The organism is Pantoea cypripedii, from assembly GCF_002095535.1.
GTDB classification, from domain to species: domain Bacteria; phylum Pseudomonadota; class Gammaproteobacteria; order Enterobacterales; family Enterobacteriaceae; genus Pantoea; species Pantoea cypripedii.
This window is the reverse complement of the sequence record NZ_MLJI01000003.1, coordinates 38,068-57,736: the sequence shown is the minus strand read 5'-3', so window position 1 is coordinate 57,736 and position 19,669 is coordinate 38,068. Positions and strand designations below refer to the sequence as shown.

The window sequence follows — 19,669 nt, the reverse complement described above, 5'->3', positions numbered from 1 at the left end:
AAAAAAGAGACGGACAGTCATATCTTCAGGGAAGGTACTGGCGAAATGTCGTCCAGGGTGCAAATTTAGTCAATCCAGCAAAACGTAAATCAGCGAAAGCGATCACAAAATGTTAATCATTTGCACCCGATTGCAAAAAACATTTCAATCGGCTGCAAAGATCAAACATAATCGCCACATCAAAAAAACAGGGGCCTTTCGCCGACTCCTCTATGCAGGTGCTATGAGCAAACCCATCACAAAACCCCACAAAGCCACCGCCAGCGATGTTGCACGCCAGGCGGGTGTGTCGAAATGGACGGTATCGCGTGCCTTTACGCCAGGTGCGTCAATCTCCGACAAAGCGCGTGAACGCGTGCTGGCCGTGGCAACCGAGCTGGGCTACCGCCCTAACCTGCTGGCGCGCAGTCTGTCGCAAAAGAAGACGCACATTATTGGGGTCGTGATTGATGAGATGAGGAACCCGCACTCGCTGCTGTTGATTGATACGGTCACTAATCAGTTGCAGAAACGTGGCTACATGGCCCTGCTGCTCAACATCACCAATAGCGAGAATCATAAATCGGTGATGATGCTGGCTGATCAATTGCAGGTGGATGGTTTGCTGTTCCTCGGCACGGTACTGACGGAAGAACTGGTGGACATCGCACAGGAACTGCACCATATCCCGCTGGTGCAGCTGTGTCGCAACAATGATGTTCCAGGTATTGATGTGGTGAAAATTGATGATCTGCGCGCAGGGCAACAGTTGGGCGAGCTGCTGCTGACGCAGGGATATACCCGCTTCGGTTATATGTGCGGGCCGGAAACCAATAGCAACCATCTACAGCGCCTTGATGGTTTACAACTGACTCTGGCGGAGGCGGGATTAACGCTGGAAGTGTTGCTGACAGCCGGTAGCTACGCCCAGGAGCGCAGCTATGCGGTGCTGACAGATTATCTCAATGCCCACGCGCCTGCCGATCGTATTGACGCGTTGTTCTGTGAGAATGATGTGCTGGCGCTGGGTGCACTGGAAGCCTTGCGCGAGGGCGCTGGCAACAAACATATGGCGGTGGTGGGTTTTGATGGTATCGAAGAAGCCGCCCTGCCCGGCTGGCAACTCACCACCTATAATCAGCGTATTGATTTGTTGATTGAAGAAGCCTTAAACCGGCTGATTGATGAACGTGCCACCCCTGGTGGCGTCTGGACGCGGGGAGAATTGCAGATACGACGCTCTCACCTGAAGTCATAAAGTAAAGATGACCGCGATTAACGCGGTCATCGCCGATCAGCGCAGCAGCTGGGCAATCCCCCATAATGCTAACGCGTGATCATCTTCAGAAGGTAAACCGCTGACGCTGACAGCGCCGAGAATCGCGCCCTGAGGATTGAGCAGCGGGAAAGAACCGCCGTGATCGGTATAATCTGCCTGGCTGATAAACGCCTGCCGATCCATCCGCTCGCCCTTCTGCTCGTTAAGCAGCCCCACATACATTGAAGAGTGACCATGACGCAATACGGTATTCCTTTTGCGTCGCATCCACTCCAGATTATCCGGACAGGATCCTGGCAACGCCGCCAGAAACAGCACCTGACCAAAAGCATAGACTTCAATCGAGATGGGTGCCTGCGCTTCACGGCCACGCTGCTGGATGCTCTGACCGATTTGCCAGGCCAGATCGAAGTCAAACTGCGGCAGACGGTGTTCCGCTTCCTGTTGCAACAGGGTTTCAAGGCTAAGCGATGATGACATAACGGTTTCCTCTCCATATGAAATAAAATTTCCACAATTTATAACATGGAAAATATTTTTCACCAGTGATGAGGATCACGTGCCTTAACCCGAATCGCGGGGAATCATGGTAAAACCCATATCGATAATCGGCGTAGTCACCGCTGCGCCTTGCAACCGGGTCAGTAGCTGCTGTGCCGCCAGCCTGCCCATCGCCTGACGATCGATACGCACTGTGGAAATCGCCGGAAAATTAGCGGCGGCAAAATCGAGATCGCCAAAACCAATCACCGCCAGCTGTCGGGGAACCACCAAGCCGCGCGCCTGCGCTTCCATCAGCGCACCCTGCGCCAGGGTATCGGAACTGCATACCAGTACATCTGAAGTGGGGTGGGCCGCCAATAGCTCAGCGCAGGCTTCACGACCACGCGTCATCAGCGCGGGCAGCGCAACCGGTGCATCGGCAAGCAGAGCGATGCCTTGCGCTTTTAATGCCTCCAGCAGACCCTGCTTACGCTGCAATGCACGCTGATCGTCAGTCCAGATCAACGCCGGTCGCTGATACCCACGCTGCGCCAGGTAAGCCGCCACGCATGCGCCGACTTTTTCGTGAGAAAAGCCGACCAGCATATCGATGGGAGTGGGTGTCATATCCCAAATCTCCACCACCGGCACATCGGCCTGCAACAACACCTTCTTCAGCTGGCTGCTGTGATGGATACCGGTCAGCACCACCCCATCGGGCCGACGCGATAGCAACGTGGCAACGGTTTCCGCCTCAGTTTCGGCCTCATAGCCGGTCACGCACAACAGCATGTGATAACCCTGCGCACTGAGGGTGTCATTGAGGCTCTGGATGGTATCAACAAACATGTTGTTGTTAATTTGCGGCACCACCACGGCAATCAAACGGCTACGATTGGTGGCGAGGCTACCCGCCTGCGCGTTGGGGATATAGCCGGTGGCCTGCACGGCGGCCAGCACCTTTTCAACCGTAGCGGGCCGGACCTGCTGGGGTGAATTGAGCGCACGGCTGACTGTCATCGGTGAAATACCGGCCACCCGTGCCACATCTTCCAGCGTGGGCGCACCTTTGCGCGCCAGATTGCGTTGTTTCATTGCCACTTAGCCTGGAGAAAACCAGCGGCTAGCATAACGTAAAACGATGTTCCCCGGTAAATGTTAGGGCTATCATTTTTTTCATCGCAATGCCGAAAATGTGATCACGCGAACATTAACAACCGAACATCCTGGCGCATAGTCCTTGCGAAGCAAGAATGTTAGCGCAATCATTTTAACAGGAGACTCGCATGTCAGGTGTTAATTCCGCCGCAGTGACTTATGCCAAAGCGCAGGGTGCCGCCACCGCTGCCGACAGTGGCGACCGTATCGTCTGGGTCAATTTATCGCTGGCCTTTCTGCCGCTGGCGACGCCAGTGAGCGATGCCAAGGTGTTGACCGGACGCCAGAAGCCACTGACCGAAGTGGCGATCATTGTGGCGGAAATCGCCACGCGTGATGGCTTTGAGGGGATCGGCTTCAGCTATTCCAAACGTGCCGGGGGCCAGGGTATATATGCTCACGCCTGCGAAATCGCCGATGCGTTACTCGGAGAAGATCCTAACGATATCGATAAAATCTATACCAAACTACTGTGGGCAGGCGCATCAGTCGGACGCAGCGGCATGGCCGTGCAGGCTATTTCCCCCTTCGATATCGCGCTGTGGGATATGAAAGCACGACGCGCCAGCCTGCCGCTGTCAAAACTGCTCGGGGCGCATCGCGATTCGGTGCAGTGCTACAACACCTCGGGCGGCTTCCTGCATACTCCGCTCGATCAGGTGCTGAAGAACGTCGCCATTTCACGCGAGAACGGCATCGGCGGCATTAAAATCAAAGTTGGCCAGCCTGATACCAAAGAAGACCTGCGTCGCCTGGCAGCAGTACGTCAGACGCTGGGCGATGATTTCCCGCTGATGGTCGATGCCAACCAGCAATGGGATCGTGAAACCGCCATTCGCATGGGCCGAAAAATGGAACAATTCAATCTGGTGTGGATTGAGGAACCCCTCGATGCTTACGATGTTGAGGGGCACGCGGCCCTGACCGCCGCGCTGGACACCCCGATTGCCACCGGTGAGATGCTCACCAGCTTCCGCGAACATGAGCAGCTGATCCTCGGTAACGCCAGCGATTTCGTCCAGCCCGATGCACCGCGCGTCGGCGGTATCACGCCGTTTCTGAAGATTATGGATCTGGCGGCACGCCATGGCCGCAAGCTGGCCCCGCATTTCGCCATGGAGATTCATATCCATCTGGCGGCAGCCTACCCGATTGAACCCTGGCTGGAACATTTTGAGTGGCTCAATCCACTATTCAATGAACAGCTGGAACTGCGCGATGGGCGCATGCTGATTTCTGACCGCCACGGCCTCGGTTTCAGCCTGAGCGAGCAGGCGCGTAAATGGACCACGCTTACCCACAGCGTGGGTAAACGGCCCTGAACGACAACCGCTACGTCGCATTTTCGCGGCGCTGGGCTTTCGCCAGCGTGCGCGCCAGCAACGACGAATACAGCGGTTTGCCACCAAAGAACTGCGCCGCCAGCGTGGCCCCAAGGCAGGTGATAATCATCGGCAGAATCAACTGATAGTTATTGGTCATCTCCAGCACCAGCACGATGCCGGTCAGCGGTGCACGCACCGAGGCGGCAAACAGCGCCCCCATCCCGGCGACGGCAAACGTCGCCGCTTCCAGCTGATAACCAGGAAACCAATGCGCGCAAAGCTGACCAAAACAGGTACCGAGCAGGGTGCCCAGCGTCAGCATCGGCGCAAAAATCCCGCCGGGTGCGCCAGAGGCAAAACAGCAGATGGTGATCACCACGCGCAACGCGAACAGGGCAAATAATCCCAGCGCGGTGAAGTGTCCGGCAGAGAAATCCGGGATCAGCGTGATGCCGCCGCTGATAGCTTCCGGCAGTATCCATCCCAGCACACCACAAATACCAGCCAGCAGGCCCCCCCACAACACCCAGGGCGCGGTACGTCCGTGATGCAACCGCTGGAACTGATCCTGGGTCCAGAAAATCAGGCGATTAAACGCCACGCCACAGCCGCCAAACAGGATGCCGAGCAGCAGATACAGCCATAAGGTGGACGTCGGAGCATCTTTAAGCTGACCAATGTTGATAATCGCTTCATTGCCGTTAAACAGGCGGAACACGATGCTCGACATAATCACACCGACAAACACCGCTTTAATAGAAATCAGGCTGTAGCGGAACTGCGGACGCATTTCCTCGATGATAAACAGAATCCCCGCCAGCGGTGCGTTGAACGCGGCAGAAAGCCCGGCCGCCGCACCGGTTGCCAGCAAAGTATGACGCGCTTCTGACGAGCGCACCCGAAACATATCGGTACACATACGCCCAATATTGCCACCGATCTGCACCGTCGGACCTTCACGCCCCAGCACCATGCCCGAGCCGAGTGCGCCCATCCCGCCGATAAACTTCACCGGCAATACGCGCCACCAGCGCACCGGCCTGAGTTCTTCCAGCGCGCCCTCAATTTCCGGGATCCCCGATCCCCCCGCTTCTGGCGCAAAGCGTCGTACCAGCCAGTAGCCCAGCGCCCCTAACAGGGCGGCCGCAAAGAAAGCACAGAGCACATTCAGCAGCGGATTGCTCGCCTGATCAGCCAGCCAGTTGAGCCGTGAATGAAAAATAAAGTTCACTGATTTATCAAAGGCGACCGCCACCAGACCGGTCAAAATGCCGACCAGTGCCGCCAGAAACAGCAACGCTACCGGGGTTTTATCGCGCCGCATCAGCCGTTGCAGCAACAGAAAACGCCCCGCACGCATCACCGTTTCCGGCTGCGCAGAATCTTGTGTCACAGACATGCCATCCTCTATCTTAAAATTTATTGTTCTTCTGCATCGGGCAACTCACCGTAGTGAATCGCCAACCACACCGTTGGCTGCTCCGCCGCCGTCCAGTTCACACGATGACGGCAGCCAGCAGGGATATCAACAAAATCACCGGGACGTAATCGCCGTTCGGATTCACCCTCAAGCTGCAAACCGGCCTCTCCCTGCACGATCAACACCCATTCGCCCTGCGTCTGGCAATACCAGAAATCCGGCGGGCTGGTCTGGCCGGTTGAAACAATACGTTCGATACGCAGATTGGGACGTTGCAGAAGTTGCTCGAAGGTTTCAGCACTGCCTGCCTGGGCCGCCGCAGGGAAGGCCTGCAACAGATTGGTTAACATGGTGATGTCTCATCATCGGTGCATAATCAATGCACTGTAACGCAGGCTTCACCCTGATTGCTCACAGTTTTTTGTGTCACTGATTGACGCGCAGGCGGCGAGTCCCGATCATCCCCGACCAGAATGGCTATGCACGGAGCATAAAAGTGTCTGAACTCAGTAACGCATTGCTGGAAGAGATTATCGAACAGGTTCGCCCGCTGACCCGGCAGGGAAAAGTGGCGGACTATATTCCCGCGCTGGCGGGGGTATCACCCGATCAGGCAGGCATCGCAATTTATGTCGCCGATGGCACCTGTTATCAGGCGGGAGACGCCGATACCCGTTTTTCCATTCAGTCGATCTCGAAAGTGCTGTCGCTGACCCTGGCGCTGACCTTATATGACGAGCCGGATATTTGGCAGCGTGTCGGCAAAGAACCGTCCGGCCAGGCGTTTAATTCGCTGCTGCAGCTGGAGCTGGAACAGGGCAAACCGCGCAATCCCTTCATCAACGCCGGTGCGCTGGTGATGTGCGATCTGCTGGAAAGCCGCCTGACGGCACCGCGTCAGCGCATGCTGGAAATTGTGCGCCGTCTTGCGCAGCGCAATGGAATCAATTATGACCGGGTAGTGGCTCGCTCCGAATACGAACATTCGGCACGCAATGCCGCCATTGCCTGGCTGATGAAATCCTTCGGCAATTTCCACAACGATGTCAGCAAAGTGATGGAAACCTATTTCCACTACTGCGCGATGGCGATGAGCTGTACCGAACTGGCACGCACCTTCTTCTACCTGGCAAATCATGGACGCAGCCTCGGCGATGAAATCACGGTGATTTCACCGCGTCATGCACGTCAGGTCAACGCGCTGATGATGACCAGCGGCATGTACGATGGAGCGGGCGAGTTCGCCTGGCGAGTGGGAATGCCAGCAAAATCCGGCGTGGGCGGCGGCATTATCGCGGTCATCCCTGGAGAAATGAGTATCGCGGTGTGGTCGCCCGCGCTGGATAGCTCAGGCAACTCACTGGCCGGTACGGTGATGCTGGAGATGCTGACGGAACGGCTGGGACGATCGATTTTTTAATCGCGCTTAACTCACAACATTCTGTGCCGCGCCCTGCCAGAATCCGGCGAGATTGCTCTCGATACCGCGCAGCAGGTTGGTCACCCCCTGCTGGCTGGCCCAGGCGATATGCGGTGTCAGCATCAGGTTGGGTACATCAGCCTGCAATAGCGGATGATCGGCAGCGGGGGGTTCACTGGTCAGCACATCCAGTGCCGCCCCGGCAATCACTCCCTGGCGCAACGCATGGGCCAGCTCGGTTTCGTTGATCAGACCGCCACGCGCGGTGTTGATCAGCAGGGCTGAAGGCTTCATCTGCGCCAGCGCGGATAAATTGATCAGCTGCTTTGTTTCCGGCGTCAGTGGGCAATGCAGCGTCAGCACATCGCTTTGCGCCAGTACCTGCTCAAACGGCACATACCCCTCACGCAAGACGCTGCTGCCTTTACGATCGGCATATAACACGTTCATCCCCAGCGCCTGAGCCATCTCGCCGACGGCGCGGCCAATATCGCCTTTGCCGATGACACCCAGGGTCGCACCATAGATGTCCTGGATCGGCTGACGATGGACGCAAAAATGCGACGAGGCAGGCCAGGCGCTACGCGTGCTGTTAACGTAGTCCAGCAGATGACGGCGCAGGGCGAATAATGCCGCAATCACCCCTTCTGCCACGCTGCGCGTGGAATAGCCCGGTACGTTGCTGACGATAATGCCCCGCTCGCGACAGGCCGCCAGATCGATGCAGTCATAACCGGTAGCCGCCACGCAGACGTAACGTAAGGCGGGCAGCTGGCGTAGCGTATCAGCGCGCAACGGCACCTTGTTGGTGATCACCATCTCCGCATCATGCAGCACATGGACCAGATCCGCCAGCGAGGTGGTGGCGCGATATTGCCAGTCGGTACACCATTGGGGACGTTGTGGCGCGCGCGGCAGGGTATCGCCGTCAAGGGTGACAATCTTCATTGTTTCTCCGCTTTAATGTTTCTCTATTGATCTAGTCATGTTTCATTAAGGTTAACAAAAGCTGGGTGTTACGTGATTTTTTTCAAAAGATGCGAATTATTTCTTCAATGCCCTCAGTTTTTTTAACCCATCCCAGGTAATCGCGTTACACTTCCGCCCAATTTAATCAGTAACCTCCGTTTCCGCCATGATGTTTTCGTCTGCAATTCGCCAGCGCCTGACTGCCTGCATCGCCATCGTGGCGGTGTTGTTGCTGTTTGTTGCGCCGGTGGTGTCGAAAACGCTGCTGGAACGACAGAACCACCTGCAAAGCATGATGGCCGACATGCCTATGCATCACGATGCCATGCCGGATATGGTGATGCCCGGCATGGACCATCATATGATGGACGACGGCGAATTCGCCTGTGGCTACTGTGATTTGCTGGTGCATGTGCCGTTGATGATGTGGGTGTTTGTCCCCTTCATCTGGCTGATGCTGGTAATTTCCCGCGCCCCGCCGATTCCCGATGTCATCGCACCGGTGATCTGCCGTCATACCTCGACCCACCGACCGCGCGCGCCACCTGCCCTTCTCTCCTGCTGACATGATTCGATCGGTAGCGCATCCCGCTGGATGACGCTTGAGCATTCTTTTACGCAAGGAAGACGGCTTTGTCTGCTGTTCACTCTGTAGCACCGCGCGGCGCGGTGCTTAATTTGCTACGCCGCTTACATTTTTACATCGGCCTGTTTGTCGCCCCTTTTATCTTTATCGCTGCGCTGAGTGGCACGCTGTATGTGCTGACGCCCCAGCTGGAAAACGTGCTGTATAAAGACGCGTTGAGTGTTGAGCCAGGTAGTCACGCGCAGCCGCTTTCGGCACAAATCGCCGCAGCCCGCGCTTATGCTGGTGAGAAACAACGTATCTACGCCGTACGCCCGGCTCCGGGTGCCAGCGATACCACGCGTGTGCAGTTCAGCGATCCCTCCCTCGGTGCTTCGCAGTCACGTTCGGTCTTTATCGATCCCTACACCTTACAGGTGAAAGGCGATATGACGGTATATGGCACCAGTGGCGTGCTGCCGCTGCGCATGACCATCGACCTGCTGCACAGCAGCCTGTTGTTGGGGGACGTTGGCCGCAACTACAGCGAACTCGCGGCGTCCTGGTTGTGGGTGGCTGCACTGGGCGGTGTACTGCTGTGGCTGGGGACGCGTCCACGCCGCAAGGCAAAAACGCCGCGTGGACGCTTTGCCTTTAGCCGACACTGGCACATCACCCTCGGCCTGACGCTGCTGCTGGGCTTACTGTTTTTCTCCGTCACCGGACTGACCTGGTCACAATGGGCAGGTGGCAATATTGATCGCTGGCGTACCGAACTGAACTGGCTGACGCCACAGGTCAACACCGCGCTCAACCACGATGAACCTGCGATGCCTGCCGATCCTCATGCCGACCATCAAAGTATGCCGGGCATGGATATGTCGACGATGGCGATGCCGGTACCACATGGCCCGATCAATGCCGCCGATGGCGACTGGGATCGCGCGTTGTACGCAGCGCGAGCGGCGGGAATCTCGGCAACCAAACTGGAGTTACGTCAGCCGAAAAATGCGGATAAGGCATGGACGGTAAGCGAAATCGATCGCAGCTGGCCCACGCAAGTGGATGCCGTGTCAGTGAATCCACAGGATTTCACCATTGTCGATCATGTGTATTTCGATCGTTTCCCGCTGGTGGCGAAGCTGACACGCTGGGGTGTGGATGCGCACATGGGGGTGTTGTTCGGCCTGGCGAATCAGCTGCTGCTGGCGGCCTTCGGTTTGGGTTTATGCACCATGATTGTGCTGGGCTATCGCATGTGGTGGCTGCGTCGGCCACAGCAGGCAGAAGCCAGTCCGACCCAGACTCTGACAGCCGCCTGGCTGGCGTTACCACACTATGCCAAAGGGGCCTGTTTGCTGCTGGCACTGGCGCTCGGTTATGCGCTGCCGGTGATGGGGGTGAGTCTGCTGGCGTTTTTGCTGGTCGATATCCTGCGTTTCCGTGCTCAGCAACGCGCGCCGGTTGATACGCAGGTGCTGCTGGCCGCGCAGCAATCGCCGCTTGGCATTATTCGCGCCCGCTTCGCCGTTAAGCGCAAGGAGATGCGTCATTTCCTGTATGGGCTGTGTGTGCTGGCGCTGATTGTTGGAACAGTGATGAGTAATGCGATTATTGGCGGCGTGATTGAACAATATGGTATCCCGTTCAGCAGCTGGTCTCTGACCATGTATCTGACTCAGGGCTTTATGATCGCGCTCTACACCACGGTGTTTACCGCGCTGATGTCGATTCCGCTGTGGTATTGGTTCCTCGGCGAGAAGGATGATGCGCAAGGGTAACGCCTCAGCCTTAGCGGTGTGATAAAAACAGCGCGATAAATCGCGCCGCTACAAGTCAGTGCCTGAGAGGCGCGATTTATCGCGCCTCTCCTGTCAGAAATCTGCTTTCAGCACCACGCGATAATGCGCTTTACCGGCACGGACATGATCGAGCGCGTCATTCACTTTCGACATCGGGAATTCTTCCACAGTCGGCGCGATATCGACGCGGGATGCCAGTTTCAGCAACGCACGCAGCTGACCCGGTGAACCGGTGGAGGAACCGGTAACCGCACGATCGCCAACAATCAGGCTAAATGCCGGAACTTCAAACGGCTTCATCACCGCACCCACGGTGTGGAACTTGCCCTGACGCGCCAGAGCCTGGTAATAGGGTTTCCAGTCGAGATCCACCGCCACGGTGCTGATAATCAAATCAAACTGCCCTGCCAGCGCATTCAGCGCCTCCGGGTCACGGCTGTTGATCACACAGTCAGCACCCATCGCCAGAATCGATTCGGTTTTACCGGCAGACGAACTGAACGCGGTGACCTCCGCCCCCATCGCGCGCAGCAGTTTGATCGCCATATGGCCGAGGCCACCAATGCCAATCACCCCAACGCGGCTGGTCGCAGTGATGTTGTTCATCAGCAACGGTTTAAACACCGTGATACCGCCACACAGCAACGGACCGGCGGTGGCAATATCCAGCGATTCCGGCAGCGGGATCACCCATTGCCAGTTAGCGCGCAGGTGGCTGGCGAATCCACCGTGGTTATTGATGGTGGAGACCTTACCGTTTTCGCAGTTGACCTGGTCACCGGTGATACAGGCATCGCAATGCTGGCAGCTTTTGGCTGTCCAGCCGATACCAACACGCTGGCCGAGACTCAGCCCTTTATTCTGCGCCGCTTCGCCCAGCGCCACCACGCGCCCAATCACTTCGTGACCGGCAATCAGCGGGTAGGTTGAGCCACCCCATTCATTATCAATCATCGACAGATCGGAGTGGCAGACGCCACAGTAATCCACCTCTACCTGCACATCCTCGGCAGCCAATGGACCGGCCTCGTATTCGTAAGGCACCAGCGCCTCACCCGCCTGCATGGCGGCATAGCTCGTAATTTTCATTGCTGTCCTCAGTGGTTGGTCTCTGACGACAGAAGTTTATCAAATCATGTCCCATTATTATGCTGAATAATCATACGATTATGTTAGCACCTGCTGCGAAGCAGCGTTAAAGCGGGTCATGATTAATCGGGCTGCGAAAGGCGTTACGCGCCGCTTCAATCAACTGACTGGCTGTCACCGTCGGCGGCAGGTGCGTCAGCACTTTCATCGCCTGCCAGTAACATAGCACCATCTCTTCATCGCTCTCGTTTTCGGCCATTTCCCTTAACCGCCCACGCAGGGTCAACACATCCAGCGTCTGCTGCTCATCCACCATCTCCGCAATCGTTTGATTGATAACCTGATGGATGATTTTCCAGGAAATTTCGGCAAGCACAATTAACCTCTTTTTTATCTCTCTCAGCTCCGGGCAAATGAATAAAAAAAGGCGCGGCGGTCGCAGCGCCTCAAACAGCGAAAATGTAGGATAACTATAGTTGGTTATTTGGCTGGCAAAGGGCATAGCGCCTGACAATTTCGTAGCTCGCGGATCTGTAAACTGATTTTTATCTGGCACGGATTATGACACCAGAGAATGGCTTTGTAACAAAAAAGCCTAAGCTTGTGCTGGTCGCCGCCGCAACGCTTTGTCAAAGTGGGTAAACTTTTTCTCTACACAGGGAGTCACGATGAGTCAGTCAACCGCATTGCATGCCGATCCACTGGTCTGGGGCCACGGCCCGAAGGTGTTTGAAGTGTTTCTCGAACCCACCTGCCCGTTTTCGGTGCGCGCATTTAATAAGTTCGATGCGTTATTAAACCTGGTCGGCGAAGAGAAGATGACGCTGAAAATCCGTTTGCAATCACAGCCATGGCATATGTATTCCGGCCTGATTGTGCGCTACATACTTGCCGCGTCCACCCTGCCCGCAGGCAAAGCCGCCGCCAAAGCGGTGCTGAAAGCCGTGGCCGATCACCGCGAAGAGTTCGAGTTCACCGATCACGCCCGCGGCCCCAATATGGACACCACGCCGAACCAGATCCTCGATCGTCTGGAGCAATACAGCGGTGTCAATGCACGCGAGCCGTTTGACCGCGCTGAATTGCAGAACGAAATCAAATGGCATTGCAAATATTCACGCCAGAACGGTATCCACGTATCCCCCACCTTTATTGTCAATGGACTGGTACAGGCGGATATTGGCAGTGGTGATGAGATCGAATCCTGGGCAAAACGGATTCTTGCCTGACTCCCGAGGCCCGCGTCTTCGGGCCTTTTGCTATATTTCGCAATAGTTTATTGCTTGCCTCGCTATGCTTATCCTGTTAATCGTTATTTACCTAATTATATAGCGAGAAATGGAATGCAACATAAACTGCTTAGCGCGCTTCTGCTCACCGCAGGCGCGAGTCTTAGTCTCAATGCCCTGGCAAATACCGACATCCGCGTCACCTACGCCGGTTCGATGGGCAAAGTCATGGACCAGGCGTTAGGTCCAGCGTTTGCTAAAGAAAATAACGGTAATTACCAGGGACAAGGCCAGGGGGCTTACGGTATGGCTCGCCTGCTGGCGAGTAAGAAAATCACTGCCGATGTGTTTGTTTCCATCACCCCAGGGCCGATGCAGATCCTGAAAGATGCCGGACTGATCGATACCGCAGTGCCAGTCGCCAGTACCAGCATGGTGATCGCCTATAGCCCGAAAGGGAAATACGCGCAGCAGTTTGCTCAGGCTAAAGGCAGCGATGCCAGCTGGCTGAAAGTGCTGGCAACGCCAGGACTGAAATTTGGTCGTACCGATCCGATTAACGATCCGAAAGGTCAGAACATCGTCTTTACCCTGCTGCTGGCTGAGAAGTATTACCACCAGCCGGGCATCGCCGAAAAAATCATGGGCGGGGTACAAAACCCGGCGCAAACCCATCTGGAAGGTGGCCTGCTGGCGCGTCTGGAGAGCGGCCAGGTTGATGCTGCGGCCGGTTACGAAAGTGAAGTGATCTCCGCCCATCTGCCTTATATCGCGCTGCCGGACGAAATCAATCTGAGCAATCCGGATCAGGCGAAACAGTGGTATGACACGGTCAGCTTCCAGGTGAAAGACAGCAAAGGCGAGGAAAAAACCCTGCATACTCAGCCGATGGTGTATTACGCCGCAGTGCTGAAAAATGCGCCGAACGGCACCGCGGCCGGTAAAGCCTTCGTTGACTTTATGCTGAGCCAGCCAGGCCAGGCGCTGTTGAAACAGAACGGCTATGCGGCACCGAAAGGTGGCGTGCTGTACCAGCCATGAGAAAACGCCAGTCCACCGCGTTGTGGCTCTCACTTCCGGCCCTGCTGCTGCTGGCTGTCCCGTTCGTCACGCTGATTGGCGTGACGCACTGGCAACATCTGCGGCTGGCATGGGGCGATAGCCATGCCATCGCCACCTCCCTCGCGCTGGGCGGGGTGGCGCTGTTGCTGATTTTTCTCAGCGGATTACCGGTGGCCTGGTGGCTGTCCCAGGCGCGGGGTAAAACGCGCCTGATCGTCGAACTGCTGGTGTTGATCCCGTTACTCACGCCACCGCTGGCGATGGGGATTTTGCTGGTGAGTGCCTATGGGCCTTACAGTGTCCCCGGCGAGTTACTGGGACGGTTCGGCATGACGCTGGTGAATAACCCGGCAGCCTTTGTGCTGGCGCAATGGTATGGCGCGTTGCCTTACTTTGTCACTGCCGCACGTTCCGCCTTCGCTGGCGTGCCGAAAGAAATTCTTGAAGCCGGTCGCACCCTCGGCGCACCACCGTGGCAACGTTTCTGGCGATTGTCAGTGCCGCTGGCGGCACCGGGTCTGGCTTCCGCCACTGCCCTGGCCTGGGTGCGTGCCATGGGGGAATTCGGTATCGTGATGATCTTTGCCTACTTCCCTCAGGGGATGCCGGTACAGCTGTACAACAACCTGCAAAATGACGGCGTCGATGCCGTGTATGTGCTGCTGTGGCTGTTGTTGCTGTTTACCTTACCGGTACCACTGCTGTGCTTTGTCACCTCGCGACGCCTGCAACAGGGAAAAGTCGCACTGGTATAACATCGTCACCCTGAGTGCCAGCGCTCAACGCGCCGCGCACTCTCCTCCACTGCCTGTTTAATGCTGGCCAGCAAGGGTTCCATATCCAGCGGTTTGATGAAAAAGGCAAAGGCATCGTGGCGATATTCTTCCGGCGTGTCATGGTCGGCCATAATAATCACCGGCAATAACGGGTGACGTTGGGTGTGCTCTGCCAGCCAGTTTTGTCCGTTGATGTCCGGCAGCGGCACGTCGAGTAGCAGACAACCCCGTAACGGCCTGGCTCCCGCTGTGGCGTCCTCAAAATCGGTAAGATCAACAAAGTCCACCACCTGATAATCCAGCGCTTTCAACAGGAACCCAAGGGATTCGCTCACGGATACGTCGTCTTCCACTAACCAGACCGTCGCAATCATCAATTTACCCCGCCGCTAAAATGTCATGCGAGCGCTGATAATAGTCTGCGTACGGCCACATCTCCACCGCCTAAAATCAGCCGCGAAGCCGCATTCCGTCGGGGATTTGCGTAAATAGCACCAGGTTAAAAGACAGCATATCCTGCGAAAGTCAGGCACATCGGGAGAATAATTGTCTGACTCCAGCACAGACGTGGTCTTGCTTTTTCGCACCACGTCTGTGCCGGATCAGTCATTTTTAAGACATCGTGTAAAATCTACTTACATTCAAATGAGGCGGGAGTTAGCTATTGCGTTGCAAATGGCTGCTGACAAAGGCCTTACAGCGCGGCGAAATCGGGTCGCTGAACACCTGCTGCGGTGAGCCGGATTCTTCGATTTTCCCCTGATGCAAAAACACCGCTTTATTGGAAACGTCGCGGGCAAAACCCATCTCGTGCGTCACGATAATCATGGTACGCCCCTCCTCCGCCAGTCCGCGGATCACACGTAGCACTTCCCCCACCAGTTCCGGGTCCAGCGCCGAAGTGGGTTCATCAAACAGAATTGCCTTCGGTTGCTGCGCCAGCGCGCGGGCAATCGCCACCCGTTGTTGTTGTCCACCGGAAAGCTGTGACGGCCAGGCGTTGCGTTTTTCATACAGACCCACTTTATGCAACAGCGCTTCAGCCTCTTCCAGCGCCTCTTTATGGCTACGCTTCTGCACATGCACCGGGGCTTCCATGATGTTCTGCAACACGGTTTTATGCGGCCACAGATTGAAGCTCTGGAACACGAAGCCGAGCTGCATGCGCATCAGCTTGATGCGGTTACGCTGCTCGCGATTCAGTTTTTCATGCGGATTATCGATGGTGACCACTTCGTCACCCACGGCGATCTCGCCCCCCTGGGGAATTTCGAGGAACGGGATGCAACGCAGCAGGGTACTTTTACCCGAACCACTGGCACCGATCAGCGAAATCACATCGCCATCCTGCGCCGTCAGGCTGATGTCGTGCAGCACTTCATGGCCACCGTAACTTTTTCTGAGATGGCTCAGGGCGATAGTCGGTTTGCTCATTAACGTGCTCCAGCGTAGTAAGGGGACAAACGGCGCTCCAGCAGCGCCACACCTTTGCTCACCAGCACGGTCAGCAGCAGGTAGATAATCGCCGCGCTGATAAATACTTCCAGCGCGCGGAAGGTCTCGGACACAATCGAATCGGCAATGCCGGTCATCTCCATCAGGCTGATGGTGCTGACCAGCGACGTTGATTTAATCATCGAGATGATTTCATTGCTGTAAGCAGGCAACGCCTGACGCACGGCAATCGGCAGCGTGATACGACGCAGCGTGGTGAAGCGCGACATGCCGCATACCTTCGCCGCTTCCAGCGATTGTACGCTCACCGCGTTGAGGCCACCGCGCAGAATTTCTGAGGTGTACGCCGCATCATTGAGAATCAGGGCGATCAGGCCACACCAGTAAGGATCTCGCAGCAGCGGCCAGAAGAGGCTCTCGCGCACCGCCGGTAAGCTGCCGAGTCCGTAATAGATCATGAAAATCTGAATCAGCAACGGCGTACCGCGAAACAGCCAGACATAAAACCGCGCGACATAGCTGCCCACGCGGTTTTGGCGCAGCAAATTCAGCAATAGCGCCAGCAGCCCGCCGCCCAGCAGCGACAGGACAGCAAGATTTAGCGTGAGCGGTAATCCGCGCAGCAGCGCCACCAGCGTGTGCTGCAAAAAGGAAAAATCCATCGGGCCTCCTTACAACCGGGCGCGTTGTTGCCCGCGCATGGCCACTTTTTCCACATAGCGGAAGACAAAATCGGAACAGGTGGTGATGATCAGATAAATCACCGCACCCACGCTGTAGAAGAAGAACGGCATTTGCGTTGAATTGGAGGCGGTAGAAATCTGGTTCATGGTTTCGACCAGGCCAGTCACCGAGACCAGCGCCGATTCCTTAATCACCGATTGCCACTGGTTACCCATGCCAGGTAACGCGGTTTTCAGCGCCTGCGGCACAATCATGCGGCGAAACAACATCAAACGCCCCATGCCGGTGACGGTCGCCGCTTCCAGTGTCCCTTTCGGGATGGCGTGGTACGCCCCACGGAACACGCCGCTTTGATAAGCCCCCGAGATCAACCCGATGGCGATAGCCCCGGCGACAAAGCCGTTCACATCGAACGGCCCCGGCAAATCGAGCAAAGCACCAAAGAAGCCCACCACCTGGCGGCCACCAAAGTAAAACAGGTAAATCACCAACAGTTCCGGCACACCGCGAAACAGCGTGATATAGCCACCCGCCAGCCGTTGCTGCCAGCGCGAGCCACCAATCTGCATCCAGCACAACAGGCTGCCAAGAATTGCGCCCAGCAGCCAGGCGCAGAGAGAAACGGTCACGGTGACGGTAGCGGCATTGAGCAATACGCCGCCCCACCCTTCATCACCGAATCCTAACAGTTGCCAGTCGATAGTCATAAGCGTCAGGCATTATTCCGCAGGTGCGACGTTCTCGCCGAACCATTTGATAGAAAGCTGTTTCAGCGTGCCGTCTTTGATCATTGAGACCAGCGCGGCATCCAGCGCGGCTTTCAGCTCTGGATTATTTTTACGCAGTGCAATGGCTGAACCCTGGCCCAGCACACCGCCAACAAAACCATAGCCGGTGCTGTTCACGGTATCCGCATGTTTTTTCACATAGGCGTTGAGGTTGGTACGTGACGCCATCACCGCATCAACGCGACCATTCAGCAGATCGGCGAAGGTTTCCGGGCCACCCTGATAAGTACGGATGGTCGCCACATCAGACAGGTATTTGTTGAGGAAGTCCGCCTGGATGGTCGCCACCTGCACCGCAATGGTTTTGCCTTTGAACTTCGCTTTCAGCGCGTCGATGGCTTTGGTCATACCGGCTTCATCACCGGCCTGCACCACTTCGTTGTTACCTGGCAGGGTATCCAGCGCACTGCCTTTCATAGTGACAAAGCCCGACACGCTGACGGTGTATTGATGGGTGAAATCTACCACTTCTTCACGCTTCGGCGTGACGGTTACCGCATCCACCACCGCATCGTATTTGCCATCAACCAGGCCGGGGATCATGCCTGACCATTTCTGCGCCACCAGCTCGTATTTAAAGCCAACGCGTTTTGCCAGTTCTGCCACCATATCCGGCTCGTAACCGACAATCTTACCGCTCGGCGTCGACTGGTTGAACGGAGGATAAGCCGCTTCGGTAGCAAATTTCAGGGTGCCAAAATCTTTCGCCTGGACCAGAGCCGAAGTAGCAAGCAGCAGCATGCCAACGGAAGCGGTGAAAAGCCCTTTACGCATCATCATAAAACCTCAAGGTTCGTTATTGATTGTTGGAGAGTAAATCGATGGCTAAACGGGCTAACGCCTGAGTGCCTGCATGGATACTGCGCTCGTCGGGCTGATAATCCGAGTTGTGCAGGTGATCATCGCGTCCTGGCGCGCCGGAACCAATATGGATCTGGCAACCCGGTGCCCGTTCGGTAAACAGCGAGAAATCCTCAGCGCCAAAGCTGGCACTGGGTTTAGCGATAATCGCTTTACCAAACTGATGCGACAGGATGGCTTCCAGTTGGTCAATCAACGCATCGTCATTCATCAGTGGCGGCACGCCGCGCTGATAATTGACCTCAATACGCGTATTCAGCGCCAGCGCCACCCCTGCGCAAATACGTTTAAACGCCGTCTCGATATGCGCACGTGCCGCCGGAGATTTCGCCCGCACCGTGCCCTGAATCAGGCAGCTATCAGGAATGATATTGTGCGTGGTGCCACCGTGGATATGGCCGACAGTCAGCACCGCTGAGTTAGCCGGATCGAGTTCGCGGGAAACGATAGTTTGCAGCTGGGTGATCAGATGCACCGCCGCAATGATCGGGTCGGTGCCCATATGCGGGCGCGCCGCATGGGTTGAGGTGCCGTGTACCACCAAATCAAACTCATCGCTGGAGGCGGTGCTGGCCCCGCGTGTCAGGCCGATTTCACCGGCCGCCTGTTCCGGTTTGTTGTGCAGCGTAATCGCCAGATCGACGCCATCTGCCGCGCCATCGGCGATCATCGCTTCCGCCCCACTTTCCGGCGTTTCTTCCGCAGGCTGAAAAATCAGGCGCACCGTGCCGTGCAGCTGGTCACGATAATGCGGCAGGATGGACGCCACGCCCAGCAAGGTCGCGGTATGAATATCATGGCCGCAGGCGTGCATTTTGCCTGGATAATTGCTGCTGAATGGCAAACCGGTCTGCTCGTGAATCGGCAGCGCATCCATATCGGCACGCAATAATAAGGTTTTGCCCGGATGAGCACCGACGATGTCCAGCATCACACCGGTTTTACCCACGCCGGTTTTCGGCGTCAGCCCCAGCGCTAACAACTGCTGTTCGACGATTTTCGCGGTACGGTGGGTATCGAAACCCAGCTCAGGATGGGCGTGAATATCACGACGGATATTGATGAGATGTGCTTCCAGGCTTTCGCTTCTGGCACTGATTTCCCGGGCCAAATTGGCTTGATGGTCTTTCATGGTTGCGGTGATCTTTTTCAGGCTTGCGCCCGGCCTATATGGCATTTTTATGAAGAAAGTCTCTGTATTTATTCACAGCCCCTGGCAGAATGCAACGCGCAATCTTGCGGGTTACTTGCTGAATTTTCGTGATATTTTGCTAATCCCCTGCGAATGCAGGATAAAAATCCATATGCGGGAAATGAAGCAGTCA

At 56.2% G+C, this 19,669-nt stretch carries 21 protein-coding genes; 8 read left to right on the top strand and 13 right to left on the bottom strand.

Annotated elements, in window-relative coordinates; genetic code table 11:
- Positions 1 to 223: 223 nt before the first annotated feature.
- Positions 224 to 1,237, top strand: coding sequence for a LacI family DNA-binding transcriptional regulator (locus tag HA50_RS28300; protein ID WP_167379275.1), 1,014 nt, complete (start codon positions 224 to 226; stop codon positions 1,235 to 1,237).
- A gap of 36 nt (positions 1,238 to 1,273) precedes the next feature.
- Here HA50_RS28300 and HA50_RS28295 read toward each other — a convergent pair whose 3' ends face one another.
- Both HA50_RS28295 and HA50_RS28290 read right to left on the bottom strand, forming a co-directional pair.
- Entirely contained in the window at positions 1,274 to 1,738 is a 465-nt protein-coding gene (locus HA50_RS28295; RefSeq protein WP_084880455.1) for a heme-degrading domain-containing protein, read from the bottom strand.
- Between the two features lie 84 nt (positions 1,739 to 1,822).
- Positions 1,823 to 2,836, bottom strand: a complete 1,014-nt coding sequence (locus tag HA50_RS28290) for a LacI family DNA-binding transcriptional regulator (RefSeq protein WP_084880452.1) — start codon at positions 2,834 to 2,836, stop codon at positions 1,823 to 1,825.
- Between the two features lie 191 nt (positions 2,837 to 3,027).
- Here HA50_RS28290 and HA50_RS28285 point away from each other — a divergent pair, with 191 nt between their 5' ends.
- Positions 3,028 to 4,221: an L-talarate/galactarate dehydratase gene (locus HA50_RS28285; protein WP_084880449.1), complete on the top strand. Its 1,194-nt coding sequence runs from the start codon at positions 3,028 to 3,030 to the stop codon at positions 4,219 to 4,221.
- Positions 4,222 to 4,231: 10 nt separating this feature from the next.
- Here HA50_RS28285 and clcA read toward each other — a convergent pair whose 3' ends face one another.
- Positions 4,232 to 5,584, bottom strand: coding sequence for a H(+)/Cl(-) exchange transporter ClcA (gene clcA / locus HA50_RS28280; protein WP_244193730.1), 1,353 nt, complete (start codon positions 5,582 to 5,584; stop codon positions 4,232 to 4,234).
- A gap of 59 nt (positions 5,585 to 5,643) precedes the next feature.
- Positions 5,644 to 5,994 carry a cupin domain-containing protein gene (locus tag HA50_RS28275; protein ID WP_084880444.1) on the bottom strand — a complete coding sequence of 117 codons (351 nt, stop codon included), beginning with the start codon at positions 5,992 to 5,994 and terminating at the stop codon, positions 5,644 to 5,646.
- Between the two features lie 146 nt (positions 5,995 to 6,140).
- Here HA50_RS28275 and glsB point away from each other — a divergent pair, with 146 nt between their 5' ends.
- The gene (gene glsB, locus HA50_RS28270) at positions 6,141 to 7,064 is read left to right on the top strand and encodes a glutaminase B (RefSeq protein ID WP_084880441.1); all 924 of its coding nucleotides are present in this window, start codon (positions 6,141 to 6,143) and stop codon (positions 7,062 to 7,064) included.
- A gap of 6 nt (positions 7,065 to 7,070) precedes the next feature.
- On the opposite strand, the gene HA50_RS28265 is transcribed toward glsB, so the two are convergent.
- Entirely contained in the window at positions 7,071 to 8,012 is a 942-nt protein-coding gene (locus HA50_RS28265; RefSeq protein WP_084880438.1) for a D-2-hydroxyacid dehydrogenase, read from the bottom strand.
- A gap of 187 nt (positions 8,013 to 8,199) precedes the next feature.
- Between HA50_RS28265 and HA50_RS28260 the strand changes: the two genes are divergently transcribed.
- Both HA50_RS28260 and HA50_RS28255 read left to right on the top strand, forming a co-directional pair.
- Positions 8,200 to 8,598: a DUF2946 domain-containing protein gene (locus HA50_RS28260; RefSeq protein ID WP_084880435.1), complete on the top strand. Its 399-nt coding sequence runs from the start codon at positions 8,200 to 8,202 to the stop codon at positions 8,596 to 8,598.
- Positions 8,599 to 8,666: 68 nt separating this feature from the next.
- The gene (locus HA50_RS28255; RefSeq protein WP_084880432.1) at positions 8,667 to 10,379 is read left to right on the top strand and encodes a DUF2534 family protein; all 1,713 of its coding nucleotides are present in this window, start codon (positions 8,667 to 8,669) and stop codon (positions 10,377 to 10,379) included.
- Positions 10,380 to 10,472: 93 nt separating this feature from the next.
- On the opposite strand, the gene ahr is transcribed toward HA50_RS28255, so the two are convergent.
- Together ahr and HA50_RS28245 are read right to left on the bottom strand one after the other, a co-directional pair.
- Positions 10,473 to 11,489, bottom strand: coding sequence for an NADPH-dependent aldehyde reductase Ahr (gene ahr, locus HA50_RS28250; protein ID WP_084880429.1), 1,017 nt, complete (start codon positions 11,487 to 11,489; stop codon positions 10,473 to 10,475).
- 106 nt (positions 11,490 to 11,595) lie between these two features.
- A complete protein-coding gene (locus HA50_RS28245) occupies positions 11,596 to 11,865 on the bottom strand; it encodes a hypothetical protein (RefSeq protein WP_084881206.1) in 270 nt (89 codons plus the stop codon).
- Between the two features lie 292 nt (positions 11,866 to 12,157).
- On the opposite strand from HA50_RS28245, the gene HA50_RS28240 reads away from it, so the two are divergent.
- The 3 genes from HA50_RS28240 to HA50_RS28230 all read left to right on the top strand — a co-directional run bounded on the left by HA50_RS28240 (position 12,158) and on the right by HA50_RS28230 (position 14,535).
- Positions 12,158 to 12,718, top strand: coding sequence for a DsbA family protein (locus tag HA50_RS28240; protein WP_084880427.1), 561 nt, complete (start codon positions 12,158 to 12,160; stop codon positions 12,716 to 12,718).
- A 114-nt stretch (positions 12,719 to 12,832) separates the two neighbouring features.
- Positions 12,833 to 13,759 carry an extracellular solute-binding protein gene (locus HA50_RS28235; protein ID WP_084880424.1) on the top strand — a complete coding sequence of 309 codons (927 nt, stop codon included), beginning with the start codon at positions 12,833 to 12,835 and terminating at the stop codon, positions 13,757 to 13,759.
- Positions 13,756 to 14,535, top strand: a complete 780-nt coding sequence (locus tag HA50_RS28230; protein ID WP_084880422.1) for a molybdate ABC transporter permease subunit — start codon at positions 13,756 to 13,758, stop codon at positions 14,533 to 14,535. Before HA50_RS28235 ends, HA50_RS28230 begins: the two co-directional genes overlap by 4 nt.
- A 5-nt stretch (positions 14,536 to 14,540) precedes the next feature.
- Here HA50_RS28230 and HA50_RS28225 read toward each other — a convergent pair whose 3' ends face one another.
- The 6 genes from HA50_RS28225 to HA50_RS28200 form a co-directional block, all read right to left on the bottom strand.
- On the bottom strand, positions 14,541 to 14,930 hold the full coding sequence (locus HA50_RS28225) for a response regulator transcription factor (RefSeq protein WP_084880419.1): 390 nt from the start codon (positions 14,928 to 14,930) through the stop codon (positions 14,541 to 14,543).
- Positions 14,931 to 15,213: 283 nt separating this feature from the next.
- Complete coding sequence (locus HA50_RS28220; protein WP_084880416.1) at positions 15,214 to 15,990, bottom strand: ABC transporter ATP-binding protein; 777 nt, start codon at positions 15,988 to 15,990, stop codon at positions 15,214 to 15,216.
- Positions 15,990 to 16,673, bottom strand: a complete 684-nt coding sequence (locus tag HA50_RS28215) for an ABC transporter permease (RefSeq protein WP_084880412.1) — start codon at positions 16,671 to 16,673, stop codon at positions 15,990 to 15,992. Before HA50_RS28215 ends, HA50_RS28220 begins: the two co-directional genes overlap by 1 nt.
- Positions 16,674 to 16,682: 9 nt before the next feature.
- The gene (locus HA50_RS28210; RefSeq protein ID WP_084880409.1) at positions 16,683 to 17,402 is read right to left on the bottom strand and encodes an ABC transporter permease; all 720 of its coding nucleotides are present in this window, start codon (positions 17,400 to 17,402) and stop codon (positions 16,683 to 16,685) included.
- A 12-nt stretch (positions 17,403 to 17,414) separates the two neighbouring features.
- Positions 17,415 to 18,263 carry a transporter substrate-binding domain-containing protein gene (locus HA50_RS28205; RefSeq protein ID WP_208617356.1) on the bottom strand — a complete coding sequence of 283 codons (849 nt, stop codon included), beginning with the start codon at positions 18,261 to 18,263 and terminating at the stop codon, positions 17,415 to 17,417.
- Between the two features lie 16 nt (positions 18,264 to 18,279).
- Positions 18,280 to 19,476 (bottom strand): M20 metallopeptidase family protein, encoded by a 1,197-nt coding sequence (locus tag HA50_RS28200; RefSeq protein WP_084881204.1) that lies wholly within the window; start codon positions 19,474 to 19,476, stop codon positions 18,280 to 18,282.
- Between the last annotated feature and the right edge of the window lie 193 nt (positions 19,477 to 19,669).